This window comes from Rhizobium sp. P28RR-XV, from assembly GCF_012641385.1.
Taxonomy (GTDB): Bacteria; Pseudomonadota; Alphaproteobacteria; order Rhizobiales; family Rhizobiaceae; genus Rhizobium.
This window is the reverse complement of the sequence record NZ_JABAIG010000002.1, coordinates 529,739-555,569: the sequence shown is the minus strand read 5'-3', so window position 1 is coordinate 555,569 and position 25,831 is coordinate 529,739. Positions and strand designations below refer to the sequence as shown.

General features: G+C 60.7%; 25 protein-coding genes and 1 pseudogene. 11 read left to right on the top strand and 15 right to left on the bottom strand.

Annotation, left to right across the window (positions count from 1 at the left end; translation table 11 throughout):
• The first annotated feature begins 141 nt into the window (after positions 1-141).
• From HGP12_RS06285 to HGP12_RS06275, 3 genes and pseudogenes are all read left to right on the top strand, one after another.
• Entirely contained in the window at positions 142-1,515 is a 1,374-nt protein-coding gene (locus HGP12_RS06285) for a GH1 family beta-glucosidase (RefSeq protein ID WP_168838102.1), read from the top strand.
• 69 nt (positions 1,516-1,584) lie between these two features.
• Positions 1,585-2,132, top strand: a pseudogene (locus HGP12_RS06280) (NADPH-dependent FMN reductase).
• A 109-nt stretch (positions 2,133-2,241) separates the two neighbouring features.
• The gene (locus HGP12_RS06275; protein WP_168838103.1) at positions 2,242-4,455 is read left to right on the top strand and encodes a putative bifunctional diguanylate cyclase/phosphodiesterase; all 2,214 of its coding nucleotides are present in this window, start codon (positions 2,242-2,244) and stop codon (positions 4,453-4,455) included.
• Between the two features lie 5 nt (positions 4,456-4,460).
• Here HGP12_RS06275 and HGP12_RS06270 read toward each other — a convergent pair whose 3' ends face one another.
• The 3 genes from HGP12_RS06270 to HGP12_RS06260 form a co-directional block, all read right to left on the bottom strand.
• On the bottom strand, positions 4,461-5,393 hold the full coding sequence (locus tag HGP12_RS06270) for a rhodanese-related sulfurtransferase (RefSeq protein WP_409526802.1): 933 nt from the start codon (positions 5,391-5,393) through the stop codon (positions 4,461-4,463).
• A gap of 162 nt (positions 5,394-5,555) precedes the next feature.
• Positions 5,556-6,467, bottom strand: a complete 912-nt coding sequence (locus tag HGP12_RS06265) for a CHAD domain-containing protein (protein WP_168838105.1) — start codon at positions 6,465-6,467, stop codon at positions 5,556-5,558.
• Positions 6,445-6,930: a CYTH domain-containing protein gene (locus HGP12_RS06260; protein WP_168838106.1), complete on the bottom strand. Its 486-nt coding sequence runs from the start codon at positions 6,928-6,930 to the stop codon at positions 6,445-6,447. Before HGP12_RS06260 ends, HGP12_RS06265 begins: the two co-directional genes overlap by 23 nt.
• Before the next feature lie 158 nt (positions 6,931-7,088).
• Between HGP12_RS06260 and HGP12_RS06255 the strand changes: the two genes are divergently transcribed.
• The 3 genes from HGP12_RS06255 to HGP12_RS06245 all read left to right on the top strand — a co-directional run bounded on the left by HGP12_RS06255 (position 7,089) and on the right by HGP12_RS06245 (position 8,867).
• Entirely contained in the window at positions 7,089-7,727 is a 639-nt protein-coding gene (locus tag HGP12_RS06255; RefSeq protein WP_168838107.1) for a 2-dehydro-3-deoxy-phosphogluconate aldolase, read from the top strand.
• 129 nt (positions 7,728-7,856) lie between these two features.
• Positions 7,857-8,570 (top strand): tellurite resistance TerB family protein, encoded by a 714-nt coding sequence (locus HGP12_RS06250; RefSeq protein WP_168838108.1) that lies wholly within the window; start codon positions 7,857-7,859, stop codon positions 8,568-8,570.
• Between the two features lie 81 nt (positions 8,571-8,651).
• Positions 8,652-8,867: a hypothetical protein gene (locus HGP12_RS06245; protein WP_205926345.1), complete on the top strand. Its 216-nt coding sequence runs from the start codon at positions 8,652-8,654 to the stop codon at positions 8,865-8,867.
• A gap of 42 nt (positions 8,868-8,909) precedes the next feature.
• On the opposite strand, the gene HGP12_RS06240 is transcribed toward HGP12_RS06245, so the two are convergent.
• The 3 genes from HGP12_RS06240 to HGP12_RS06230 form a co-directional block, all read right to left on the bottom strand.
• Complete coding sequence (locus tag HGP12_RS06240) at positions 8,910-10,016, bottom strand: nickel/cobalt transporter (RefSeq protein ID WP_168838110.1); 1,107 nt, start codon at positions 10,014-10,016, stop codon at positions 8,910-8,912.
• Positions 10,010-10,669, bottom strand: a complete 660-nt coding sequence (locus HGP12_RS06235; RefSeq protein ID WP_168838111.1) for a DUF1007 family protein — start codon at positions 10,667-10,669, stop codon at positions 10,010-10,012. Before HGP12_RS06235 ends, HGP12_RS06240 begins: the two co-directional genes overlap by 7 nt.
• A gap of 91 nt (positions 10,670-10,760) precedes the next feature.
• Positions 10,761-11,654: a LysR family transcriptional regulator gene (locus tag HGP12_RS06230; protein ID WP_168838112.1), complete on the bottom strand. Its 894-nt coding sequence runs from the start codon at positions 11,652-11,654 to the stop codon at positions 10,761-10,763.
• 529 nt (positions 11,655-12,183) lie between these two features.
• Between HGP12_RS06230 and odc2 the strand changes: the two genes are divergently transcribed.
• Together odc2 and HGP12_RS06220 are read left to right on the top strand one after the other, a co-directional pair.
• Positions 12,184-13,317, top strand: coding sequence for an ornithine/lysine decarboxylase (odc2, locus tag HGP12_RS06225; RefSeq protein WP_168838113.1), 1,134 nt, complete (start codon positions 12,184-12,186; stop codon positions 13,315-13,317).
• Positions 13,318-13,429: 112 nt separating this feature from the next.
• Positions 13,430-14,020: a GNAT family N-acetyltransferase gene (locus tag HGP12_RS06220; RefSeq protein WP_168838114.1), complete on the top strand. Its 591-nt coding sequence runs from the start codon at positions 13,430-13,432 to the stop codon at positions 14,018-14,020.
• A 57-nt stretch (positions 14,021-14,077) separates the two neighbouring features.
• On the opposite strand, the gene HGP12_RS06215 is transcribed toward HGP12_RS06220, so the two are convergent.
• The 8 genes from HGP12_RS06215 to HGP12_RS06180 form a co-directional block, all read right to left on the bottom strand.
• Positions 14,078-15,436 (bottom strand): cytochrome-c peroxidase, encoded by a 1,359-nt coding sequence (locus HGP12_RS06215; protein ID WP_168838115.1) that lies wholly within the window; start codon positions 15,434-15,436, stop codon positions 14,078-14,080.
• Positions 15,437-15,455: 19 nt separating this feature from the next.
• Positions 15,456-17,084, bottom strand: a complete 1,629-nt coding sequence (locus HGP12_RS06210; protein WP_168838116.1) for a phospholipase C — start codon at positions 17,082-17,084, stop codon at positions 15,456-15,458.
• A gap of 321 nt (positions 17,085-17,405) precedes the next feature.
• The gene (cysE, locus tag HGP12_RS06205) at positions 17,406-18,221 is read right to left on the bottom strand and encodes a serine O-acetyltransferase (RefSeq protein WP_168838117.1); all 816 of its coding nucleotides are present in this window, start codon (positions 18,219-18,221) and stop codon (positions 17,406-17,408) included.
• 119 nt (positions 18,222-18,340) lie between these two features.
• On the bottom strand, positions 18,341-19,330 hold the full coding sequence (locus HGP12_RS06200) for a WD40 repeat domain-containing protein (protein WP_168838118.1): 990 nt from the start codon (positions 19,328-19,330) through the stop codon (positions 18,341-18,343).
• Positions 19,330-20,427 carry a CobW family GTP-binding protein gene (locus HGP12_RS06195; protein ID WP_168838119.1) on the bottom strand — a complete coding sequence of 366 codons (1,098 nt, stop codon included), beginning with the start codon at positions 20,425-20,427 and terminating at the stop codon, positions 19,330-19,332. The genes HGP12_RS06200 and HGP12_RS06195 overlap by 1 nt, the downstream gene beginning before the upstream one ends.
• Before the next feature lie 103 nt (positions 20,428-20,530).
• On the bottom strand, positions 20,531-20,926 hold the full coding sequence (locus HGP12_RS06190; protein WP_168838120.1) for a type II toxin-antitoxin system VapC family toxin: 396 nt from the start codon (positions 20,924-20,926) through the stop codon (positions 20,531-20,533).
• Entirely contained in the window at positions 20,923-21,183 is a 261-nt protein-coding gene (locus tag HGP12_RS06185) for a type II toxin-antitoxin system Phd/YefM family antitoxin (protein ID WP_168838121.1), read from the bottom strand. Before HGP12_RS06185 ends, HGP12_RS06190 begins: the two co-directional genes overlap by 4 nt.
• A 71-nt stretch (positions 21,184-21,254) precedes the next feature.
• The gene (locus tag HGP12_RS06180; protein WP_168838122.1) at positions 21,255-22,046 is read right to left on the bottom strand and encodes a creatininase family protein; all 792 of its coding nucleotides are present in this window, start codon (positions 22,044-22,046) and stop codon (positions 21,255-21,257) included.
• Between the two features lie 86 nt (positions 22,047-22,132).
• Between HGP12_RS06180 and HGP12_RS06175 the strand changes: the two genes are divergently transcribed.
• The 3 genes from HGP12_RS06175 to HGP12_RS06165 all read left to right on the top strand — a co-directional run bounded on the left by HGP12_RS06175 (position 22,133) and on the right by HGP12_RS06165 (position 24,812).
• Entirely contained in the window at positions 22,133-22,648 is a 516-nt protein-coding gene (locus tag HGP12_RS06175; protein WP_168838123.1) for a MarR family winged helix-turn-helix transcriptional regulator, read from the top strand.
• A gap of 119 nt (positions 22,649-22,767) precedes the next feature.
• Positions 22,768-23,787: a LacI family DNA-binding transcriptional regulator gene (locus HGP12_RS06170; protein ID WP_168838124.1), complete on the top strand. Its 1,020-nt coding sequence runs from the start codon at positions 22,768-22,770 to the stop codon at positions 23,785-23,787.
• Between the two features lie 41 nt (positions 23,788-23,828).
• The gene (locus HGP12_RS06165) at positions 23,829-24,812 is read left to right on the top strand and encodes a 2-hydroxyacid dehydrogenase (protein ID WP_168838125.1); all 984 of its coding nucleotides are present in this window, start codon (positions 23,829-23,831) and stop codon (positions 24,810-24,812) included.
• Here HGP12_RS06165 and HGP12_RS06160 read toward each other — a convergent pair whose 3' ends face one another.
• Entirely contained in the window at positions 24,813-25,601 is a 789-nt protein-coding gene (locus tag HGP12_RS06160) for a gamma-glutamyl-gamma-aminobutyrate hydrolase family protein (RefSeq protein WP_168838126.1), read from the bottom strand.
• Positions 25,602-25,831 lie beyond the last annotated feature (230 nt).

Genomic DNA, 25,831 nt, shown 5'->3' with positions numbered 1-25,831 from the left:
GACAAAGCCGTTAACAAAGCCGTTAGCCGGCTGCGGTTCCAGGCATCTGCAACGTTGCAGCTTCTCAAATCGGCACTGTACTTTGCCAACCGCGTTGGCTAAACCGCAGCCAACGAAGCCACAACAGACGGGATTTTCATCATGATCGATCCGAAGCTTCTTGCCGATCGCTTCCCCGGCGATTTCACGTTCGGTGTTGCCACCGCCGCCTTCCAGATCGAAGGCGCCACCAAGGCCGATGGCCGCAAACCGTCCATATGGGATGCCTTCGCCAACATGCCCGGCCGGGTCTATCAGCGCGATAATGGCGATGTCGCCTGCGATCACTATAATCGGCTGGAGCAGGACCTCGATCTCATCAAGGAGATGGGCGTCGAGGCCTATCGCTTCTCGATCGCCTGGCCGCGCATCATTCCCGAAGGCACCGGCCCCGTGAACGAAGCCGGCCTCGATTTCTACGACCGCCTGGTCGATGGCTGCAAGGCGCGAGCGATCAAGACCTTCGCCACCCTCTATCACTGGGATCTGCCGCTGGCGCTCGCCGGCGACGGCGGCTGGACGGCGCGATCGACGGCACATGCCTTCCAGCGCTATACCAAGACTGTCATGAGCCGCCTCGGTGACCGTCTGGATTCCGTTGCCACTTTCAACGAGCCCTGGTGCATCGTCTGGCTGAGCCATCTCTATGGCGTCCATGCGCCCGGCGAGCGCAACATGCAGGCGGCGCTTTATGCCATGCACTATATGAACCTCGCCCATGGTCTCGGCGTCGAGGCGATCCGCTCCGTCGCGCCGAAGGTGCCTGTCGGCATCGTGCTCAACGCTGCCTCGATCCTGCCGGGCTCGGAACGCCCGGAAGATCTGGCCGCCGTCGAGCGCGCCCATCAGTTCCATAACGGCGCTTTCTTCGATCCGATCTTCAAGGGCGAATATCCGAAGGAATTCGTCGAAGCTCTGGGCGATCGCATGCCTGTCATCGAGGACGGGGATCTGAAGACCATCAATCAGAAGCTCGATTGGTGGGGCCTGAACTACTATATGCCGAGCCGCGTCCTTGATGACGCGTCGAAAAGCGGCGATTTCCCATGGACGAAGGACGCTCCGCCGGCAAGCGACGTGAAGACCGATATCGGCTGGGAAATCTATGCACCGGGCCTGAAGCACGTCGTCGAGGATCTCAACAAGCGCTACGAGCTGCCGGAATGCTACATCACCGAGAACGGCGCCTGCTACAATATGGGTGTCGTCAATGGCGAGGTCGATGACCAGCCGCGTCTTGATTACTACGTCGATCATCTCGACGTCGTCGCCGATCTCATCAAGGACGGCTACCCGATGCGCGGCTATTTCGCCTGGAGCCTGATGGACAATTTCGAATGGGCGGAAGGCTATCGCATGCGCTTCGGCCTCGTGCATGTCGATTACGAAACGCAGGTGCGTACGATCAAGAAGAGCGGCAAGTGGTACAAGGAACTTGCCGCGCAATTTCCGAAGGGTAATCACAAGGCGGATTGATCGATCTGCGTCTTTGCGGCGGGATTTCAGGTTGTCGCCAGAATCGGTGGGGCCTGATAGACATCAAGCATGATCCAGCGAGCGATTTCCCTTTACGCGCTTTGCGGCAGCCAGCGGCAGGCCTCGGCCAGTCGCAGGCTGCTGGAGGGGTTGCAGCTTGCCTGCCCTGACGGCGTCACCATTACCATCAGCGATCTGATCGGCGCTTTGCCGATCTTCAATCCCGACAATGAGGGCGAGAGGACGCCGCCCGTGGTCGAGAAATTTGCGGACGAAATCCGCAAAGCCGACGGGTTGATCGTGTCCTGCCTGAATACGCCCACGGCATACCCGGCGGCTTCAAGAATGCGCTGGACTGGCTGGTGTCACGGGACGAAGTGCCGTTCAAGCCGCTGATGTTTGCCCATGCCTCGCATCGCGGCGATCTCGTCTTGGCACAGCTGATTGAGGTCCTGCAGACCATGTCGCTGGACATCGTAGCGGATGCCTTCCTGCGCCTGCCGATTGCGGGCAAGAGTGACGATGTGCAGGCGGCCATGCTGCTGGAGGCGCGTGAAAATGGTCTCCTGTCCGCGAGTCTCGGCCGTTTCGCGCAAACGATTGCCGCCAGGGCGTGAATTTTTGCGGCTTCGGCAAATATGCAACCCTTTCCTGTAGGAATCTGCGGTACGCCTTAACCGTTTGTTGAAGACCTGACGGCAGACTTCCGTGCCAAGGAGAAAAGGCGTGGGAGCAGCTTTCAATTCATTGCGGCAAGCGACGAAAATCGGTCGTCATTCCATTGTGACGGCCGTTTTGATTTCCTTTGCTCTCGTCGTTGCCGTTGTGACCCTGATGGTATTGTCCGCGATCGGTCGCGTCGCCGATTACTCCAACAAGCTGGATGACGAGCGCTCCTGGGAGACGACCGTCGGCGCCCTGAAAACCTTCCAGGGGCAGCTGGAAGCGACGCTGCATGACCATTCCGCACGCAACGACGCGGCGCGAAGCGTCTATGGGACGGATAATCAGGGCTGGATTGCGGGCAATTATGGCGACATCTCTTCCGATGGCGCGCTGTTCGATACGGCCGTCATCGTCGACGACCGCAACAAGCCGATCATCGCCTATCACGACGGCACGCCGTTGACGGAGAATATCGAAGACGTCCTCGGTACCGCCATATGGGCGCTGGTCGATCAGGCGCGCACAATGCGCGTGACCGGGGTGCCGGAAGCCTCGGGCTACATCATGACCAGGGATGGCATCGCCGCCGCCGGCGCTGCGACGATCCGCGAAAGATCCGGCCGCATTCCTGCGCCGGAAGGCCAGCGGCGTTATCTGATCCTCGTGCGCTATCTCGACGCCGCCCGGATCAAGATGCTTTCCAACACCTATGTTATCAGCGGCCTGACGCTGATGCCGCCGGAAACCGTGGCTCGCTACGCCGTCTCCATCGTCGATCCGCTGGGCAAGTCGCTGGGGCGGCTGGTCTGGAGCTCGCGCGAACCGGGCGACATGAGCTACCAAAAGGTCCGCCCGCTGGTTCTCGGTGCGCTCGGCCTTGTCGGCCTGTTCTTCGTCGTGCTGCTGATCCTGGGATCATTGGCCGGGCGCCGGTTGCGGTCCGAGGAGGTTCAGGCGCGTCAGGTTTCGCTGCGCGACAGGTTGAGCGGTCTCCTCAATCGGGAGGGGCTGCGGCTGGATGTGGACCGGCTGGTGGAACGGGCGCGGGGCGACGGAACCAACGTCCTGCTTCTCTATCTCGATCTCGATGGCTTCAAGGAAATCAACGATTCCTATGGGCATGGCACGGGCGATCAGCTCATTCGCGCCGTGGCGGCGGGCCTCAGCGTACTCGTTCCGCCACAGGCAGCGCTGGCCAGGGTTGGGGGAGACGAATTCGCCATCGTTTTTCCGACCAGGGAACTCAACGATGCACCTGCATTGCAGCTGGCGGAACAGATTTTGGATTTTCTCTCCGAGCCGTTGGAAATCGGTCGGCGAGTGGTCGTCGTCGGCACGAGCATCGGCATCGCCAGTTCGCCGGAAGGCCGTATCGACAGAGAGGAACTGGTGCGCCGGGCCGATCTTGCCATGTACAAGGCCAAGGAGGCGGGCCGTGCCCGCATGACCTGCTACGACACTGCCATGGATGCCGATCGCGAGGAGCGCAACGCACTGGAGCTCGACCTGCGCCGCGCCATCGAGATGGAAGAGCTGACACTCGCCTATCAGCCTCTGGTCGATGCGTCGAGCTGCGAAATGATCGGCGTCGAGGCGCTCGTGCGCTGGAACCGTCCCGGTCATGGTCCGATTTCACCCGAGGCCTTCATTCCCATCGCGGAAACCAGCGGGTTGATCGAGGCATTGGGCTTGCTCGTCCTGCGCAAGGCCTGTGAAGCCGCGCGGCAATGGCCGGATCTTCGCATCGCCGTCAACGTGTCGCCGGGTCAGTTCCGCAATCCCGCCTTCGCCGACTACGTCCGCAGTGTGCTGAACAGGACGGAGATAGAGGCTGAGCGCGTAACGCTGGAAATCACCGAAGGCTATATCATCCAGAATCCGGAGCGTACCCGTCAGTCGATCGAGCGGCTGAAGAGGCTCGGGGTCAAGGTGGCACTGGACGATTTCGGCTCCGGTTTTTCTTCTATCGGCTATTTGCGCCAGTTCGGCTTCGATCGCATCAAGATCGATCGTTCGCTGACCATGAACGTGCTGGAAGACGACCGCGCCCGCGAAATGCTGCAGGCGACGGTGGCATTGGCCCGTTCGCTCGATATTCCCGTCACGGCCGAAGGCATCGAAAGCGAGGCACAGGGAAGGGCGCTGGAGGGCTTCGGCTGCGACGAGCTGCAGGGTTATTTCTATGGCAAACCCATGCCGGAAGCCGAGATCAGCAAGCGGCTCGCCATTCAGGTGGCTGCGGCGCTGAATGAAGAGCAAGGCGCCGCCGCCTGATATTTTTAGCCGATATGCTCGTGGCCGCGCTTGCGCGCGAGCGTGATCTGCCGCTGTCTCTCACGGTAACGTTCGCGATCCTCTTCGCCGCGCTCGTGATAGCAATGGCTGCAGGAGACACCGGCCTCGTAGAAGGGTGAGGTCACTTCCTCGGCCGTAATGGGATTGCGGCAGGCATGGCAAAGCTTGTGATTGCCCTCCTTCAACCCATGCTCGACGGAAACGCGCTCGTCGAAGACGAAGCAGGCGCCTTCCCAGAGGCTTTCTTCCGCCGGCACTTCCTCCAGATATTTCAGGATGCCGCCCTTGAGATGGTAGACCTCGTCGAAGCCCTGCTGCTTCATGAAGGCGGTCGCCTTTTCGCAGCGGATGCCGCCGGTGCAATACATGGCGATCTTCGGCTTGTTGTGCAGGCCGGTATTCTCACGCACCCATTCGGGAAACTCGCGGAAGGTCTTCGTCTTCGGATCGACCGCACCCTTGAAAAGGCCGATGGCGGTCTCATAATCGTTGCGGGTGTCGATGACGATCGTATCCGGATCGGAGATCAGCGCGTTCCAGTCCTTCGGCGCGACATAGGTGCCGACGACCCTAGTGGGGTCGATATCCTCGACGCCCATGGTAACGATCTCTTTCTTCAGCTTCACCTTCATGCGCACGAAAGGCATTTTCGTGGCACGGCTTTCCTTGTGCTCCAGGCCGGCAAATTCCGGCTGGGCGCGCAGGAAGGCAAGCACCGCCCCGATGCCGGCGTTCGTGCCCGCGATGGTGCCGTTGATCCCTTCATGGGCAAGCAGCAGCGTGCCCTTGACGCCATTTTCCTCGCAGAGCGCAAGCAAAGGCTCGCGCAGGCTTTCGAAGCGCGGAAAGGAAACGAAATGATAGAGCGCGGCAACGAGGAATGCGCCGGTCGCGTCGCGCCGTGGATCTGAAAGCATGTTGGTCATGGCGGGGAAATACAATTTTGTGGGCTTTCAGGCAATCGGGATTTACACCGCAACCCCGAGCGGCCGGCGCATCGGCCGGGCAAGATGGCTATAAATGTCGGGCCGACAGGCTGAAAAGCCGATTGAAGCGCCTGCGCGCGGCCTGTGGCTGCCTCAATCCGCGGCTTCCAGCCAGAGGCGCTTCATGGTCCGTGCCTCGCGCTCCGGCTTGTCGGCAAAGACCCAGCGTGCCCGGTTCAATGCTTCCTCGCGGGCCGTCTGCTGCCGGGAAATGATCGCCTCCAGCAGACGGGCGTGATCGTCGCTCCCGTTGAAGAGATGCGGCTCGCGATCCGCGACGTCAGCCAATATCGACATGTCGAGATAGCGGCCGAGCACATCGACCAATAGCTTGGCCTCAAGCTGCTTGGCATGCATGGCGGCCGGCCAGACGTCGCGCAGCAGCATGTGATGCATCCAGTAGTCCTGGCTGCGCTTGCGCAGATCGTGAAAGCACTCGGCATGAGCCGCCTCGCCGCAGCATTCGGCCAGCGCCTGCATTGCCTTGCGGACGTTCTTGCGCCAGCTCTTTTGGAAAAGACGGGCCGTATCGCGTCGCCCTCCCTCGAATGATGCGTCCTTCAACGCCTCGATCGCTTCACCGCAGGTGACGATTGCCGCCCGCGCCTTGTCTTCCAGATCAGTTTCCTCTTTGGACAAGCGGTCGCGCCGGATTGTCAGTACATCGCAGACGCGAGCCAATGCATGCCGCTCATCCTCGGAGGTCGCAGTTTCCTGCAGGTAGCGGCTGACCTCAATCAGCGCTGTGGCGTCTCGCACACCCGAAAGTGTAAGCGCCACGGCGCGGAGCTTATCATTCTCCCGCTGCTGAAATTCCCGGGCAAGCGGGGCGATCAACCGATAAAGGCCGCGCACGCGCTTGATGTTCTTGCGCGCAGCGTGGATGGCTTCGTGCAAGCCTTGTGGCCTGTCCGTCAGAACGGCCATCGCTCTGCCGAGTTGATGCGCGGCGGCTTTATGCACCTCGTCATCAAGAGCCCGGTCAGGCCGTACGCGATAGCTCATCGTACTCCTGTTCGAACTGCGTCGCGAGAGCCTGATTGGAATAGCGGTATTCGCCGGTCACTTCGCGGCCGATCCAGTCCGGCAGTTCCGGATCATCGCTTTCGTCTTCCATCTCCACTTCGGCGATCACAAGACCGCGATGGGCGCCGCGAAAGACATCCACTTCCCAGACAAATCCCTTGAAGGGCACCTTGTGGCGGGTCTTCTCAATGACGAGGCCGATCGCCGTTCCCAGCAGCTCCTCGGCCTCGGCAACCGGGATCTCGTATTCGAACTCATCCCTCGTCATCGCCTTGCCGATCTTGATCGTCAAGGTCGCCGTGGTCTCGTTCGTCAGCCTTATCCGCACGGAGCGGTCGTTCATGGAGGCGATATATCCCTGTCGCAGGATCAGCTTCTCCGAAGCGAAATCACGCCAATGATCGCCGCGCACCAGAAACTTTCGCTCGATCTCTTTTGCCATGCGTTTAACATGCTCCACCGGCACAGACCGCGGCAGACTATAGTATGTCGTGACGAATTCCTACCCGTCCTGTCCAAAGCGTGCTTTTGTCTCGACAAGCATTCTCGGGGAGGTTATTCGAGAGCCGGTTTCAATCGTTTTAAAGGAGCGCACCGACCATGGGCGAGAAAACCGAAAAGCTTCTTTCCATTCTGAAACTGCAGCCCGTCGTTCCGGTGCTGATCGTCGATGATGCGAAATCGGCCGTTCCGCTCGCACGGGCGCTCGTTGCCGGCGGTCTGAAGGCCATCGAGATCACGCTGCGCACGGCCGGCGCGCTCGATGCCATCAGGGCGGTCGCCGAGGAGGTGGAAGGGGCCGAAGTCGGCGCCGGTACGATCCTCAATGTCAGCCAGTGGGATGCGGCCGTCGAAGCCGGTTCCAAGTTCATCGTCAGCCCCGGCACGACGCAGGAACTGCTTGATGTTGCGCGCTCCTCGCATGTGCCGCTGCTGCCGGGTGCCGCAACCGCAAGCGAAGTCATGGCGCTACGGGAAGAGGGCTATACGGTGCTCAAGTTCTTCCCGGCCGAACAGGCCGGCGGCGCCTCCTATCTCAAGGCGCTGTCCTCGCCACTCGCCGGTACGATCTTCTGCCCGACCGGCGGTATCTCGCTGAAGAATGCGCATGATTATCTTTCGCTGCCGAACGTCATCTGCGTCGGCGGCTCCTGGGTTGCGCCGAAGGAGCTGGTTGCATCAGGCGACTGGGCCGGCATCACCAAGCTTGCCGCAGAGGCCGCAGCCCTCAAGGGCTGAGAAGCTCGCTCCTATTTGATTTCAAGGCGCGCAGGATTTTCTGCGCGCCTTTTTGTATGATGCGGATTGGTATTTGCGGTTGCGCTTCCTATCTCCCCTTCACCATCACAAGGACGGAGGACCATCCATATGATCGACGCCCGCAAGCTTCTTGACCAGTTCCTGGGATCACAGGTTCCGGGAATGCAAGGAACGGTGAAAGACAGGGCAACGCAGGCCATCAATCTCGCCAGGGATAATCCGATGGCGACAAGCGCCATCGCCGGCGTGCTGCTCGGGACGAAGACCGGGCGTCAGGTTGCCGGCAATGCGCTGGCGCTCGGCGGCCTCGCAGCAATCGCCGGACTTGGCTATCAAGCCTACAAGAATTATCGCGATGGCAATCAGCCGCAGCCGGCACCGCAATCGACGCAGCAGGCCGAGCCGCAGTTCCTGCCGCCGCCATCCGATTCCGGCTTCAGCACCGCGCCGGCCGTCGCCAGCAATGATTTTACGCTTTCGCTCGTGCGGGCCATGATCGCGGCCGCCCGAGCCGATGGGCACATCGATGATGCTGAGCGTCAACGCATTCTCGGCAAGGTACAGGAAGCCGGTGTCGGGTCGGAGGCGGAGAGCTTTTTCCAGCGCGAGCTTACCAATTCCGTCGATCTCGATGCCATCGTCGCTTCGGCTCAGACCGAGGAGCAGCGCGTGCAGGTCTATACGGCCTCACGGCTGGCGATTGAGCCGGATTCCCGGGCCGAGCGCGGCTATCTCGATCTGCTGGCCGGCAGGCTCGGTTTGGCCGACGCCCTGGTCGATCATATCGAGGCGACGGTTGCGGGCGCCAAAGTCCAGCTCTGACGGATAGGGTCGGTTGCCTTTCGGCGGCGGCTGGCCTAAGCCTTCGCCGAAACATTTCATGGCATGCTGGGGATCGGCGATTTGACGGACAAAAAAAGCGAAACCCGCTCGGCGGCGATCGCCGCCGGCATTATTTTGGTGGTTGCAACGGTCGCACTTTACCTGATGCCGAACGTCATCGTCTGGCTCGGAACCATCTCGCCGTGGCTCGGCACCGGCTTCGGCGTTTTGGTCATCCTGGCCTTCTTCCTGGTGTTCTGGCTGAGAGCCCGCTATCAGAGACGCAAAGGGTCGTAAATCCTGATGCGGGGCTACCCCTGAAGTCTTCCGGAAATTGCTTCAGTTCTGAAGCGAAGCACCCAACAGGATGACTCCGGTGCCGATGACCAGCAGCGCGCCGAGAATCTCGATGCCGTTGCCGACCCAGGCCGAAAGCCTCGAGCCGCTGCCAGTGAAGCGGACGGCGGTGCTTTTCGCGAAGACGGCGATGATGGCAAGCAGCGAGACGGTCAGCGCCGTGCCGATGGACATGGCCAGCACGGACAGAAGCCCGCCGAGATAGAGCCCGTTCAACATCGAAAAGGTCATGACCAGCAGTGCGCCGGAACATGGGCGCAGCCCGACGGCAATGATGGCCGACCAGGCTTCGCGGACACTGAATTTCTCGTTCGACAACATCTTCGGATCGGGAAGATGGGCGTGGCCGCATGCTTCGCAATAGGCGCCATCGCCGGTCGCATGGGCGGGATCATAGCATTGATAGCCGCTGGCCGCCGGCATCGTCGCGCGGGCAAAACCTCTTGCCGAATCCGTGCCCGTCGCCGCCCCTTCGAACAGCGAGAGGCCGATTGGGCCGGCCGATGTCGCCAGCAACATCTCTTGACGCTGCGCCTGGCTCTGCAGCATCGCCCGCAGCTTGCGGAACAGCAGCCAGCTGCCGAACAGGATGACCATGACGAAGCTGGTAATTTCCATGGCGTTTGTCGCCATCGTCATGGTGATGCCGGAGCCGCGCAGCACGAAATAGGCGGCGCCCACGACAAGGACGGCGACAAGGCCCTGGATGAGGGCGGAGACGAACGAGATGCCGATGCCGCGTTTCAGCTCGATCTCGTTGGCAACCATGTAGGAGGAGATGACAGCCTTGCCGTGGCCTGGGCCGGCGGCGTGAAAAATGCCATAGGCGAAGGAAAGCCCGATCAGCGTCCAGAGCTGCCAGGGATCCTCACGCATGGCTTCGATGGACTTGGTGAGCGCCCGATAGAAAGCCTGCTGCTCGTAGTTCACGTAGAGAAAGATCGGCGCAAGCGGGCCGCCGATCGGCTGGAAGCTCGGTTCCGCCGTGCCGATACCGAGCGGCGAGCCTGCGGCATGCGCCAGGCCGGCGGCCGCCAAAAGGGCGAGCGCTGCGGTCGGCGCGAGCTTCCTTAGTCTCGAAATCAGCATTCGACGTCTATCCGCGTTGCGAAGAGTTTCGACATGGTCGTTCCCGTCGGATCGTTGAAGAAGGCATCCGTCAATGTCGATCTGTTCTCGGCGATAACCTCGTCCGGATTGGGGCGGACGACCTTCTGCCTACAGCTTTTGAAGGCATCGCCCTCCGTCACCAGCTCATTGTCGCCCGGGAAATCGATGGAAGTGTAGAGCGTCGGGTCGTAAATGCCGAAGCTCAGCTTGTTGCCCTTGGCGAGCGGCATTGGCTCCGACGGCTTGACGGCGAAGAACATCAGGAGCTGGCCGTCGCGGTAATCGACATTGATGACATCAGGCTTGTTCACCTTGATCGTTTTGCCGTTCAGCGTCAGGTTCGTGTAGTAGTCGTAGTCGGCAAGCGACTCGCGCACTGTCTTGCCGACCTCCTTCAGCTCGTCCGGGTCGAGCTTCAGATTGGTGTTCTTGTCGAAATCCATCAGTACGGAAGAGGAGAATACCTCGTCGAAGCGCCAGACGTTGCGCAGCTCCTGCACATTGCCGTCCGGGCCTGCCAGCACTTCCAGGCGGGCTTCCACGAAAATATGCGGATGCGCGGATGCCGCGGCGGGCGCAAGGAGCAGGCCGCCGGTCAGGGCAAGAGCATAGGCGGTCGTGGATTTTTTCATGCGTCCGATAGGTTTCGTGAGCATCGATTCACTTCGTTTTCTGGTCAGGAAATGAGACGGAATTGGGACCGGCTCGCCAGCCTTGCGTCGTTCAGCCGTGCTTGCGGAACCAGTTGTGCAGGTAGTCCACAAAGATGCGCACCTTGGCCGGGAGATAGCGCCGGTGCGGATAGACCGCATAGATGCCGCGATCGGTGGGAAGGTAGTCGTTGAACAAGGTCAGCAATTGCCCGCTTTCGATCGCCTTGCGGCCGATGAAATCCGGGACGACGGCAACGCCGAGATCGGAAAGCGCGGCGCGCAGCGTCGCATGCGGGCTGTTGACTTCGAGCGTGCCGTTGATGGCGACGTTGAAGGTGGTGCTGTCGGCATCGACGAAGCGAATATTGCCTTGCGAGCGGGTGTTGGTATCGATGATGAAAGGCACGCGCGCAAGATCGCTCGGGCGCTCCAGCGTCGGATAGCGGTCGAGGAACGCCTGGGTTGCGCAGAGATGGATTCGGAAGTCCGAGATCTTGCGGGCAATCATGCCGGAATCCTCGAGCTTGGTGATGCGCACCGCGACATCGAAGCCTTCCTCGATCAGATCCACGAAACGGTCGTCGGCGGAGATTTCCAGCGCGAGATCGGGGTTCTCCTTGGCGAAGTCGATCAGCGATTGCCCGACATCGGCGTCGACGAAGGTGCGCGGCACTGAAACGCGCAGCCGACCTTTAAGCTGCTGGTTGTTCTCGCGCACAAGGTCGGCAAGATTGTCGATCTCCTTCAATATGTCGGAGGCGGTACGATAATAGGTATGGCCCGCTTCCGTCATGGAGAACTGGCGGGTCGTGCGGTTGAGCAGGAGCGCGCCGAGCTCGTCCTCCAGCTCGCGGACATATTTCGACAGCAGCGCCTTGGAACGCCCGGTCTTGCGCGCGGCGGCCGAAAATCCCTCGGCTTCCACCACGTCGATGAAGGCGCGAATCCGGGTCAAAGTATCCATGATGTAGCCCCCGTTAACTGTTTCCGGATGTTGAACAAAACGCGTCGATTTGTTCAATTATTTTTTTGGACCGCGGCGAAAAAATTTCTTGATTATGACCGCGAATGCACCTATTTCGGGGTCAGCCCAAAGTCGCACGTGCCCGTGGGTGTCCGCCGATCCTCGATGTGGTGAGAAAATCGGTAAGGTACCTGGAATTAACCCCTCCAGTCGCTATTCCGGCCAACCGGAAAATGCGAGGACATCTGAAGCAACGACGGTGCGGGCCTTTTTGTTCTCTCCCGGCTTTCCATCAGCCGGGGTTACTGAAGAGGCACACCTTCATTGCCGGAAGTGCGGTTGGGATCATCCCTCCAATCCATGGCAGACAAAGCGAATTAGCGCCGCTTGCGGCACTCGTTCATTATCCGCGCTTCGCGCATTTGCACGGTACCGGGGTCTCCACCGGCTGGTTCCTGAGCGAATGAGCGTCGCCCTTTGTCCTCTGGGTCTTTCTCCCGGAGCCTTTGGAATTGAAAAGGGAATTGACATGACCACGCAACGTATTCGCGACTTTCTCGCTACCCGACGTCCGGACGGTCCCTGCCTGGTGGTTGATCTCGATGTCGTCCGCGACAATTTTCACGCCTTCCGTCATGCCATGCCGGACAGCGCCATCTACTATGCCGTCAAGGCCAACCCGGCTCCGGAAGTGCTGCGCCTGCTCGCAAGCCTCGGTTCCAACTTCGATTGCGCTGGTGTCGCTGAAATCGAAATGGCGCTTGATGCCGGTGCGACCGCTGAGCGCATTTCCTATGGCAACACAATCAAGAAGGAGCGCGATATCGCCCGTGCGCATGCACTCGGTATCAACCTCTTCGCCGTCGACAGCCACGAGGAAGTCGAGAAGATTTCCCGTGCCGCCCCCGGCGCCCGCGTGTTCTGCCGCGTCCTGACGGATGGCGAGGGGGCTGAATGGCCGCTGTCGCGCAAGTTCGGCTGCGTCCCGCAGATGGCCGTCGACGTTCTCGTCTACGCCCATCAGCTGGGTCTGGAATCTTATGGCGTGTCTTTCCACGTCGGCTCGCAGATGACCAAGGTCGATGCCTGGGATGCTGCTCTGGCCGATGCCAAGCGCGTCTTCGTTTCGCTCGCCAAGCAGGGCATCCACCTGCAGATGGTCAACATGGGCGGCGGTTTCCCGACCAAGTACCTGCGCGACGTTCCCTCGGCCGAAGCCTATGGCAAGGCGATCTTTGCGTCCCTGCGCGCCCATTTCGGCAACCAGATCCCGCACACGATCATCGAGCCGGGCCGCGGCATGGTCGGCAATGCCGGCGTGATCAAGGCTGAAGTCGTCCTGATTTCGAAGAAGTCGGACAATGACGCCGCTCGGTGGGTTTTCCTCGACATCGGCAAGTTCGGTGGTCTCGCCGAAACCATGGATGAGGCGATCCGCTACCCGATCCGCACGGTGCGCGACGGCGACGAAATGGAGCCCTGCGTCATTGCCGGCCCGACCTGCGATTCGGCCGACGTGCTCTATGAGAAGAACCTCTATCCGCTGCCGGTGTCGCTCACCATCGGCGACGAGGTCCTGATCGAAGGCACCGGCGCCTACACCACGACCTACTCGGCTGTGGCGTTCAACGGCTTCGATCCGCTCAAGGCCTACATTATCTAAGGTCCCTAAGGGTCTAAAGTTCGATAAAGCCGCCCCCGTAGCCAGCCGGGGCGGCACCCTCACAATAGTCTGTCACCGCCGCTGATAACGGTATTGGGCACGGGAGGCCAAAATGGCCGCTGTTCTTGATTCTGTCCGCGCATTCTTTGCGCCCACAACTTTCACCCTCGACCTGGAAAATGCAGGCGATGTCGTCGCGCGCGAAAACCTGCTGGATCGCGCCATGGGTCCCGGCCGCCGCAAGAAGTCGTCGGAAAAGCTGCGCCAGGGCCGCGTGCCGGCCGAAGGCCTGGCACTGGTCGCGCGCGATCGTGCCGGTCATGTCGTCGGCACGGTCCGTTTGTGGAACGTCGAAGCCGGCGTCGATCGCGAGACTCGTCCCGTCGATGCGCTGCTGCTCGGCCCGCTGGCCGTCGATCCTGCCTATGAAGGCAAGGGCATGGGCTCGGCACTGATGCGCGCAGCCATCATGGAAGCCAAGAAGCGCGGTCACGGCGCGATCCTGCTCGTCGGCGATGCGCCCTACTACGAGCGCTTCGGCTTCTTTGCCGCAAAGACCCGCCATCTCGTCATGCCCGGCCCGTTCCAGCGCGAGCGCTTCCTTGCTCTCGAGCTCAAGGACGGCTGGCTGGACAGTACAGCAGGCATGGTTGTCGCCAGCGGCCGCAAGCTTGCACAGCCGCCGATATCAAAGGCTGCGTAAAACGCCCGAACAGCTTTGAGGTTTCATACGCCTTCGCCCATCCGGGCGGAGGCGCTTCTAATTGGCGGCCTTCACGCTGTCCTTTGCCGGGTCGTAGCCATCCGTCAGCGTCTTCAGAAAGGCGACGACATCGGCGATCTCCCTGTCGTTCAGGGCAGGAGCTTCGCCGAGCTTGCGGTTCATCGGCGCGTCGATAACGTCGATGTTGGCTTGGTACTGCACCGGCAGATCATCGTATTTCAGCGCCTTGCCGCTCGCATCCTTCGGATAGATCTCCTCGGGATTGGTGTCGCGCTCGACGTAGAAACGGGTCACATCCTCAAGGGTCCGGTAGACGCCATTGTGGAAGAAGACATGGCGGGTGGCGACGTTGCGAAGTGTCGGCGTCTTGAACAGCCCGCAATTCTGCTGCTGGGCGGAATAGGTATCGTTGCGTAGCGGGCCGCAGATGCCGGTGTCGTAATAGTGCGCATCGGCATTGGCCGGAATGGCTGGATTGCGCGGCGCGCCCAGGGCCTCGAACTCGAAATCGGTGAAATTCGGCATCTGCCCGTCACCGGTCATCTTGTCGAGATGGCAGGAGGCGCAATTGCCCTTGTTCGCATCGTCGAACAGCTTCAATCCCCGGGCTTCTGCATCCGTCAGCACTGCCTTGCCCCGCAGATAGTCGTCGTACTTGCTCGTATAGGGATGGAAGGAGAGTTCCTCGATCTGGTAGCGGGCAAGTGCAAAGCCAATTTCCGAAATCGTCATGTCCTGATCGTTGGCGACGTTGTCGCCGAAGAGCGCTGAAATATCCTTGCCATACCCCTTCTTCAGCTTGGCATAGACAGTTGCCGCATCGGCATTCGCCATTTCGAAGGGCGAGATCATCGGCTGCAAGGCCTGCTCTTCCAGCGAATCGACGCGCCCATCCCAGAACATGCCGCCCTGCGGCACGAGGTTCGCGACGGCCGCATCGGCCTTGGCGACGGCCTGGGCTGTCAGCGAGCCAGCGACCGCGGCAGGAGCATTGGCCAGAGCCACGCCCGATGCTTCCGTCATCGGTGAGGCTTCCGCAGCCTCGTCCGCAGCGCTTTCCTCCCCGATCGAGAAGGAAGGCGTCGACATCTTGTAGGCGAGGCTGGGCACTGCGCGGATACCAGGCTGATCGAGATGCGGGCCGCCGAACTGGACGGCGCGGTCGTTGGCGGGCGCGTAGTGGTTGGCGGGATCGTGGCAGGTCGCGCAGGACATCTGGCCGCCGCCCGAGAGCGACGGATCGAAGAACAGCCTCTTGCCGAGCTGCGCTACCGCGCTCAGCGGCGCCCGGTCGTCATAGCCGGCCGGTTCGCTTGCCATGCCGACGGCCGCACCCGCGAGCGAAAGGCCCGCGAGTGCGAGGAGCGGCAGGAGACGACGGTTGATCGAGGGCATTTCCGTCACCCTTATGGTTTTACGATGCCTGATTGCCGGTCTTCGGATCGAGGATCAGCTTCGGCGCATCACCCTTGGACCAATCGAACATGCTGTTCAGCGAGCCCGAGAGCACATCGAAGGAGCCGCCGCCGAGACGGGCACCGGCCATCCAGTTATCCTCGATGAAGCGCATGACGGAGGTCTGGTCGGTCAGCGTGTGGTCGACGAAGTTGACCTTGGCGTAGGGCGAGACGACGATCAGCGGCTGGCGTGTGCCATAACCGCAGCGTCCCTGGGCCGGCTGGCCGTTGACGCCGGGCAGCGGCGTGCCGGTGGAACAGCCGTCACCGCTCAGCACGTCGTAACCCTTGACCGGGAGTTTCGACGGATTGACGACCGCATGGGCATGGTCATACCAGCCATCGGAATCGTCGTAGAGGAGGATGATGGCGGTGTCCTTCCAATCCGGGGAATTCTGCACGGTGTTGACCACCTGAGTGACGAATTCCTGCTCGTCAAGCGGATCGGAATAGCCGGCGTGACCGTCCTGATAGGCGGGCGCCTTCAGGAAGCTGATCGTGGGCATGTTGCCGTTCTTCAGGGCCGCATAGAAGTCGGTCATGTCGTACTGGTGATTGGCCGCATCCGTCGTGCCGATCGTTGCCACGGAGGATGGGCGCGCATGCGTCGGGTTGGCCGTCGAGGCATAGTATTGGAATGGCTGGTGATGCGGGATGTAGTCACCGTAATTGACCTTGGTGACGGCCGAAGTCGTCGCGCGCTTGCAGCCCGTCGTGCCGTCGGGGTTGGTCAGCGTCAGATCGAAGCCGCCTTCGAAGAAGCCCCAGCTGATCTTGTGCTCGTTCAGCATGTCGCCGATGTTCTTGCCGTACATCAGCGCCGTCTGGCCGACCGAGCAGACGTCGCCCGTCGGATCGAAATCACTGATCGCGGTCCAGCCGCCATTGCCGTCAGGCACGATGCGGCCCTTGGAATAGGTGCCGTCGCTTTCCAGCGTGTAGCCCGGCGGCAGGATGGCGCCATTGGTCTGGCCGGAAATCAGGTTCAGCGCGCCTGGGGTCGAGGGACCGAAATTGGTGGAGAAGGAATTGTCGTTCAGCGCATAGTGCTGGGCGTAATTCCAAAGCGCGGTGACGGTGTTGCCGTCATAATAGCCCATGACCTGACCCTTGGTGCCGAATGCACCGGCGGCACCCTTGGTGCCACGGCCGGTATTGGCCGGGAAAAGGTCCATGGCGAAGTTGTCATAGGCCGCCTGTTCGGCGGTATAGCCGTGGTTCTGCGACTGGGTTGCGGCCTGCGTGCGGTCGAGCCGGAAGGGCGCGGCGGCATCGGCGCCGTTCGCCGCGTTGGTCTTGTTCGGATTGGTGTCGAGAAGACCGGCATTTGCCAGCGTGTTGATATCGGTCGGCGTGTTGTCGGCCGCCTTGAATTCCGGCTCTCCGGCGACGTTTGCGGCCTTGGGATAGGTCGCGAAATAATGGTCGAAGGAGACGTTTTCCTGGAAGATAACAACAAGATGCTTGATCGGCGTTGCGGTATTCGGCGCCGGCGCCACGTCGGCGGCGCCGGCGGGGGAACAGAGCAAAGCAAAAGTGAGCGCGCTGCCGCTTGCGAGGGCGGCGCGACGTGAAAGGCTGGTCATCGTCATATCCTCTTCGAGTGGGGGGCATTGCTCCGGCGCATGTTGCGCCACGCCGGGCATAGAGAACCCTTTCGAGCTATCAACGGAGTATGACAGTCCCATGAAGGGTGAGGGGAGGCGATTCTGCTTTTGCTATCGCATTTCTGGCAAGCAATTGATTCTGCTGTGTTGGGCAGAAAGCATGCGGGAGGTATCCGCCTTGTGTGTTTGCGATGCTACCTTATGTCACGGACGAGGTTTTCCCACCCGCCCTCGTGGTTCGAGACGGCCCTTTGGGCTTCCTCACCATGAGGGTCGGCCACGGGATAGCCGCGAATGAAATTAGATGTTCTGATCCATCGTCTCGGCCGGTATCTCATCGGCGCGATGGATGCGGATGACTGTTGCCGGTACGCCGGCGACGGTGCAATGCGCGGGAACGGGCTTCACCACGACACTGCCGGCCGCAACCTTGCTGAAGGCGCCGACTTCGATGTTGCCGAGGATCTTGGCGCCGGCGCCGATCATCACGCCGTGGCGGATCTTCGGGTGACGGTCGCCGCTCTCCTTGCCGGTGCCGCCAAGCGTGACGTTCTGCAGGATGGACACCTCGTCCTCGATCACGGCGGTTTCGCCGATGACGATGCCGGAGCCGTGATCGAGCATGATCGACGTACCGATCTTCGCGGCGGGATGAATATCCGGGCCGAAGACGAGCGAGACGAGATTGGAAAGCCAGCTGGCAATTTCCGGGCGGCCTTCGGTCCAGAGCGCATGGGCGATGCGATGCGCCTGCAGGGCGTGGAAACCCTTCAGGTTCAGAAGCGCATGCAGATAGGTGGTGCAGGCGGGGTCGCGCGTTCGCACCGCGACGAGGTCGGCTTCCGTCGCCTGCAGGATTGCGGGATGCCGCGCCAGCACGTCGGACAGCAGGGAAAGCAGGTCACCATGCTCGATCCTGACGACGCAGAGCCGCGCGGCCAGCACACTGGCAAGGCTTTCCGCATCGGAGCGGCTGGCGAGCAATTGCGCCTGCAGCAGCGGGGCGAGCGTCGGCTCGCGCGCCGCAAGCTCGGCGGCTTCGCAACGGATCACGTCCCAGACGTTCTCGACGGAGGCAGGGTTATTTCCGGCGGTAGCCGTTCCTGACTGGGGCATGATCCTGACTTTCTGTTTAGAGTGGTTGGGCGCTTCACCGTATTGCTCAACCACTCTAGGTGTTTGCTTTTGCGCAATTCCGGACGGAAAACCGCTACGCGCTTTTCCTGGAATTGCTCTTAGGCGGAAATGTCGACGACGCCGCAATCGCCGGCTTCGGAGGCGAAGGCGAGCAGCTTGCCGGATTTGCTCCAGCTCATCGACGTGATCGCACCCTTGCCGGGCCGGCGCAGAAGCGCCTCCTTGGCGTCGCCGATGCGCACCGCAAGGATCATACCATCGATGAAGCCGATGGCGAGGATATCTTCCGCAGGATGGAATTTCACCGAAGTCGCCATGATGTTAGCACGGGTGCCGAGCTCGAGCGGCGCCTTACCCATCGGGCCGTCCTTGCCCTGGAAGGGCCAGACGATGGCCGCCGGCGCGCCCGACGAGGCGAGCCATTTGCCCTTTGCCGACCACGACAGGGACTTCACCTTGGCGGGATAGCCGGTCATGCGCATGTGCCGGGCCTCGGCACCCGGCTTGGCGTCGAGCTTCCAGCCGTGCAGGGCATTTTCCTGCATGGTTGTCACGATGAACTGGCCATCCGGTGAAAACGTGACGCTGGTATGGGCGCCCTTCCATTCCAGATTGACCGGCGGGGCGCTCATTCCGACCCAGTGCAGCGATACGCCGTTATACCGGGCGACAGCGATCCGCATGCCCTTGTGAGCAAAGGCGATGCCTTCGACGGTGCGTTCCTCCGGAAATTCCTTCGTCGTGCCGTCGGCGAGGCGCACGAAAGTGCTCTTGCCATAGGAATAGGCGACCGCGCCTTGCGGGCCGGCGGCAACCTGGCCGATCCATTTGCGCGGTGCTTCGGCAAGGGTCGTCACGCTGCCGTCCGCGGCAATCCGGAGAACCTTGCCGTCCTCGCCGCCCGAAATCAGGCTCTCGCTGTTCGGATCGCGGATGCAGGTGAGCATGCCCTGATGGGCTTCCGTCACCTTGTCTCCACCTTCGAGGCGATGGATCGCGCCGGCGGCGCTGGCGAAGAAAGGGGTATCACCTAAAAATTCGACGGCCAGAACATGGCCGTCGATATCAAGCGGAGCAACAGTCGGCATCAGGCGGATGCCTCGCACGCCTTGAAGCTTGCTTCCAGCTTTTCGCGGTCGAGCTCGCGGCCGATGAAGACGAGCCGGCTCTCATGCTTTTCGCCATCCTTCCACGGACGCTGATGATCGCCTTCGATGATCATGTGCACGCCCTGGACGACATAGCGTTCCGGATCGTCCTTGAAGGCGACGATGCCCTTGAGGCGCAGGATATTCGGTCCCTGCGTCTGGGTGATCTTCTGGATCCATGGGAAGAAACGCTCGGCATTCATCTCGCCGCCACGCAGCGAAACCGACTGAACGGTCACGTCATGGATCGGCGAAGGAGCGTGGTGGTGATGATGATCGTGATCATGGTGGTGATGATCATGATCGTGGTCATGATGGTGGTGATCGTGGTCATGATCATGATCGCAATCCGGGCCGCAGACATGATCCTCATGGCCATGCTCGAGGAAATGCGGATCGTTTTCGAGCGCGCGTTCCAGGTTGAAGGCGCCCTGGTTCAGCACGCGGGCGAGATCGACGCCGGAGCGGGTAGTCTTGTAGACGCGGGCGTCCGGATTGATGGCGCGGACGATATCCTCGATCTGGGCCAGCTCGTCGTGTGACACGAGATCGGACTTGTTGATGACGACGACGTCGGCAAAGGCGATCTGGTCTTCGGCCTCGCGGCTGTCCTTCAGGCGCAGCGGCAGGTGCTTGGCGTCGACCAGTGCGACGACGGCATCAAGTTCGGTCTTGGCGCGGACATCGTCGTCCATGAAGAAGGTTTGGGCAACGGGAACCGGGTCGGCAAGGCCTGTCGTTTCGACGATGATGCCGTCAAAGCGGCCGGGGCGGCGCATCAGGCCCTCGACGACGCGGATGAGGTCGCCGCGAACGGTGCAGCAGACGCAGCCATTGTTCATTTCGTAGATTTCTTCGTCCGATTCGACGATGAGATCGTTGTCGATGCCGATCTCGCCGAATTCGTTGACGATGACGGCGTATTTCTTGCCGTGGTTTTCAGAAAGGATGCGATTGAGCAGCGTCGTCTTGCCGGCGCCGAGATAGCCGGTGAGAACGGTGACGGGAACGGGCTTTTGCGTGGCTGTTTCGGTCATGGGAGCCTCGAAATATGGAAGGTTGCCCCGAGGAGCAGATATTGGTCGGGTTCCATATAAGGAGTTGGGGACGTCAGTTCAAAGGCTTTTATATGTTATAAGATCACATTAGGTTTGGGATGGCTGGCTGAATATCGGTTTGCGAGAAATCATTGCCGACAAAGAGAAGAGGGCATCCAAATTCCTTGGCGGTCGCATAGGCAAAGCAATCGCCGTAATTTAGGGCGGCCGGGTGAATTCCCTTACCCCAGCGTAAATACGCATCAGCCGCAAGCTGCGAGCGTTCCGACGTGACTTCGATCACTTCGATCGCAGGCGAAGTCAGAAGTTCTCGCATTTGTTTGTCGAAGCCCCGCCGTGTCGCAACGATGAGTGCTTCAAGCATTGTTCCCGCTGAAATAAGAACGCGATTTTCACTCTGAAACACGATTTCGCATGCGGAAGCATGCAGCTCATTTGCAAGCATCGCAACAAGAGCCGAAGTATCGACGACAATCACTTGGGCAAGCCATGCTCATCATATAAGAAGTCTTGGCTCCTGGCGGCATCGGGGCCTGGAGGTAAGTTTTTCCTCCTGACCTCATCTTGCAGCTTTTTGATGAGATTTCCCTTTTCTGCTGATGTCATGGGCTTTTTCATCGGCTGTATGCGCGCAGCCGGCATACCATCCTGTGTCAGCACAACTTCCTCGCCTTGCTTTGCAAGTCGCACCAATTCTTTGAGTTGGCCCTCAGCATCATCGAGGGAAATACGCATATCTGCCTCCCGGCGGATAAAGAGAATTGTTGATAATATGATGGATTGTGCCGCTTGATACAAGCGATCAGCTATCTGAGCGCCTTCACATCAAACTCATCGACATCCTGCAAGAGTTCCAACAATCCTTGCACCGCATGCGCAATCAGCCGCTCGCCCTTTTCAGCCGTCGCCATGCCTGCATTGCCTGCAACGCCCTGCGTGCTCAGATCGGACATCTTCCAGCCGAAGGCGTGGGGGCCGTAGGCGCGCAGATGCTTGAAGCCCTTGATGAACTCCGACTGGCGCGACGGGAAGTTTTCCGCCTTCGACATATCAACCTTCTCCGGATGGAGGGCGAGCATGACCGATGTCTCGATATCGCCACCGTGAATGTCGATGGCCTTGTCGTCGGGCGCAATCAGCCCATCCGGAACGCCGAAGCGGGTCCAGCTGGTGGCGACCGCCAGCATGTCGAAGCGCACGCGCGCCTCCGTCGCGACGATAGTCAGCAGTGGAGAATTGCCGCCATGAGCGTTCAGCATGACGAATTTGCGGATGCCGAGCCCGCTTAGCCGCTCGGCGATACCGAGCCAGCGCCGGATAGCCTCGTCGAAGGTCAGCGTCTTCGTACCGGCGACATCCATATGCTCGATCGAGTAGCCGACGGCCTCGACGGAAAGGAAGGTAACCGGCAGTTTGGCCGGCAAAGCAACCTTGAGACGTGAAACGATTCCCTCGGCAATGAGCGTATCGGTTTCGAACGGCAGATGCGGCCCGTGTTGCTCATAGGCGCCAAGTGGCAGCACGGCGATCCATTTTGATCGCTCCTGCGGTGTCAATGTTTCATCATTGTCATCGAAACATGGCAAAGGATACGCCATCTGAGGATGTGCCTCTTGTTTATGTCAATAACCTGCGCAATGTCATAGCGTGATGACTTAGCGGCGAAAAGGTCAATGGAATCACGATGGGCAAGAAGAACAAGGTCGGGAAGAAAAGTAAGTCAGGTAAAAAGAAGGATCACCGGGACTACACGCTTGCCGATTTGTCGCCGGCATTGACGCAGGCGGCGCGGTCCATGCGCACGGTGATGACGCGCAGCCTGACGGCGAGCGGTCTCTATGCCGGGCAGGACGGCGTCATTCTGGCACTGGCGGCAAATGACGGGCTTCCGGCCGGCTCGCTGGCGCAGAAGCTCGGCGTCAAGGCGCCGACCATGACGAGGACGATCGGCCGGATGGAGGCGCAAGGCTTCGTCGAACGGCGGCCGGATGCCGAGGATGCCCGGCTGACGAAGGTCTATCTTACCGAGACGGGCCGCAATAGCGTCAGCGAGATCGAAAGTTCCGCCGCTACCTGCGACGAGCTGGCCACCCGCGGCTTTTCCGAAAAGGAAATCCGTTCGCTCGTACGCCTCCTCAAGACGATCGAGAGCAATCTTCAGGCCGGCGACGACGACGAAGAAGACGACGAGGAATTCTGAGAATTCCCGCGAATTCGTGTTGCGCGATGTGATTAAAGCTTTTAATTAAAGAATTTAAATTCCGGAATCGTAAAACGACGGAATATATTGACGGCTGCGTTTCACGGGGGAGGGAGTGCGTGGCGCAAAAGATAAAGCTTTCTACGATTGCGGAAACACTCGGTATTTCAACGGCAACTGTATCCCTGGCCTTACGCGACAGCCCATTGGTCGCGGTCAATACCCGCGAGAAGATCAAGGACCAGGCGCGCGCGCTAGGCTATATCTACAATCGCCGCGCGGCGAGCCTCAGGACATCACGGTCGGGCATCATCGGCGTCGTCGTGCACGACATCATGAACCCTTTCTACGGAGAAATCCTGAAGGCGATCGAAAGCGAGCTCGACCGCAGCCGCCACACCTTCATTCTCTCCAATCACTATGATTCGGTCGAGAAACAGCGGACCTTCATCGAGACGCTGCTGCAGCTCGGCGGCGACGGCGTCATCATGTCGCCGGCGATCGGGACTCCGCCGGAGGATTTCGAGCTGGCCGAGGCAAACGGCATGCCGGCCATCCTTGTGGCACGACAGATCGAGGCACTGGATCTGCCGACCTTTCGCGGCGACGACAGCTACGGCATCTCGCTTGCGACCAACCACCTGATCAGCCTTGGCCACCGCTCCATCGCGATGATCGGCGGCACCGACCAGACGTCGACGGGGCGCGACCGTTACCAGGGCTATGTCAATGCGTTGCGCAAGGCTGCCATCGAGGTCGATCCCAATCTGCGTATTCCCGGCGCGCGCTCCAAGCAGGGCGGCTTCGAGGCTGCCGTGCATTTCCTGTCGCTACCGCAGAAGCCGACGGCGGCCGTCTGCTGGAACGATCTGGTCGCCATCGGCCTCATGAACGGCATTTCACGCGCCGGCCTCGTGCCGGGGCGGGACATTTCGGTTACCGGCTATGACGATCTGGAAGAAGCGGCGATTGCGACGCCGGCGCTGACGACCGTCTGGAACGGTCAGGCGGAAGTCGGAAGGCTTGCAGCGCGGGCGCTTTTGGATAGGTTGGCAGGAAGCCATGAGCCGGATGGTATTCATCTTATCAAGCCGGAAATGCGCATCCGCCAATCCACGGCGCCTTACAAAGCTCGCTAGCAGCGGTTCGGCGCCGAACCGTCTCTCAAGAGGAAAGATCCATGTCCGACAGTCGCATCGCCGTCCTCGTTCCGGGGAAGATACACCCGCGTGTTCTCGAAAGGCTCGGAAAACAGTTCGATATCGTTTCCGTCGAACGCGATGGCGGCCCGAAGGTCGATGTGGAAATCGCGGCCTGCATCCGCGGCGTTGCTGTCTCAGGCGGGTTCGATGCTGCCTGGATCGATGCCTTTCCGAATGTCGAGGTCATCGCCAATTTCGGCGTCGGCTATGACGGGATCGACGTCACGCATGCCGCCTCGAAGGGGATCGTCGTCACCAACACGCCTGACGTCCTGAACGACGAGGTCGCCGATACCGCGATCGCCCTGCTCTTGAATACGCTGCGGCAGTTTCCGAAGGCGGAGACTTGGCTGCGCGAGGGGCGCTGGACGAAAGAAGGAGCCTTTCCGCTCTCGCCTTTTTCCATAAAAGGGCGCCGCGTCGGCATTTACGGGCTCGGTCGCATCGGTCTGGAGATCGCAAGAAGGCTGGAGCCGTTCAAGGTGAAGATCGGCTATCACACCCGCTCGCCGCGCGACTCTTTGCCTTACGACTACTATCCGACCCTGAAGGAGATGGCGCAGTCGGTGGATACGCTGATCTCCATCGTGCCGAAGACGCCGGAAACGCACAAGGTGATCAATGCCGAGATCCTATCGGCGCTTGGGCCGCAGGGCGTGTTCATCAATGTCGGCCGCGGCTGGTCCGTCGATGACGACGCGCTGATAGCAGCCCTTGGCAATGGAACGCTAGGCGCCGCCGGCCTCGACGTCTTTTATGACGAACCCAATGTACCGGCCGGTTATCTTTCGCTGCCGAATGTGTCGCTGCTGCCGCATGTGGCATCCGCTTCCGTGCCGACGCGCAATGCCATGGCCGATCTCGTCTCCGACAATATCATCGAATGGTTCGCAAAGGGCAGGCCGGTCACACCGGTGCCGGAAACGCCGGTGTCGGAAACGAGGGTCAGGCCGCGCGGCTGATCACAAGGCTTTCTGCTCAAAGGGAGCGGCCTTGAGCCGCTCCTTGCCCGCCGCATAGTCGCGTACGGCATCGCCGAAGGCCATGAAAAGCTTGCGCGACGACGAATCCGTTTCCGCCCAATACTCCGGATGCCATTGCACGCCGACCGCAAAGGCCTTCGCATCGATGACGGAGACGGCTTCGATCGTGCCATCCTCGGCCAGCGCCTCGACCTGCAGCCTCGGCGCGGTATCGGCGATCGCCTGGCGATGCAGTGAGTTGACGCGCACCTCGCCCGGCCCGACGACACGGGCGATGCAGGAGCCTTCCTTGACGAAAACGCTCTGGCGGATCGCATACATCGTGTCGCGATCGACATCCTGCGGCTTACGATGGTCCCAGATGCCGGACTGGTCCTGGATTTCGCTCGCGAGCGTGCCGCCGAGCGCGACGTTCAGTTCCTGAATGCCGCGGCAGATGGCGAGCATCGGAATGGCGCGCTCGATGGCGCGGCGGATGAGCGGCAGCGACGTCGCGTCGCGCGCCGGGTCGAAGGGGCCATCGCCATCTTGCGCTTCTTTTCCGTAGAGTGATGGATGCACGTTGGTGGCCGAACCGGAGACGAGCAGGCCGTCGACCCGGTCCAGAAGGGCATCCGCGTCATTGCCGTCTTCGAGCGCTGGTACGATCAGCGCCATCAATCCGGCGGCCTTCACGGCGGCGCGGACATATTGCAGTTGCACCGCGTGCCAGCGCGTGCCGTCGAACTCGCGGATATCGGCGGGAATGGCGATGATCGGTCTGGACATTCAGAGCTCCGAAGGATGCGAAATAATTGGGCGGCTGCAAGACCTCTGGATAATCATGATGTCAATCCAGAGGCTATTGTCCACGCCATGAATTTACGCGAAGACGGCGCAAGCGGCAACGCGCGGCAGCTTCCATAAGGCTTTGTTTCCTTTCGTCATGCGGTTGTACAGGAATCGCCATAATGCGGTGCGAGAGAGCGAACTTGAAAGACTGTGTGCGGCATGGTTAG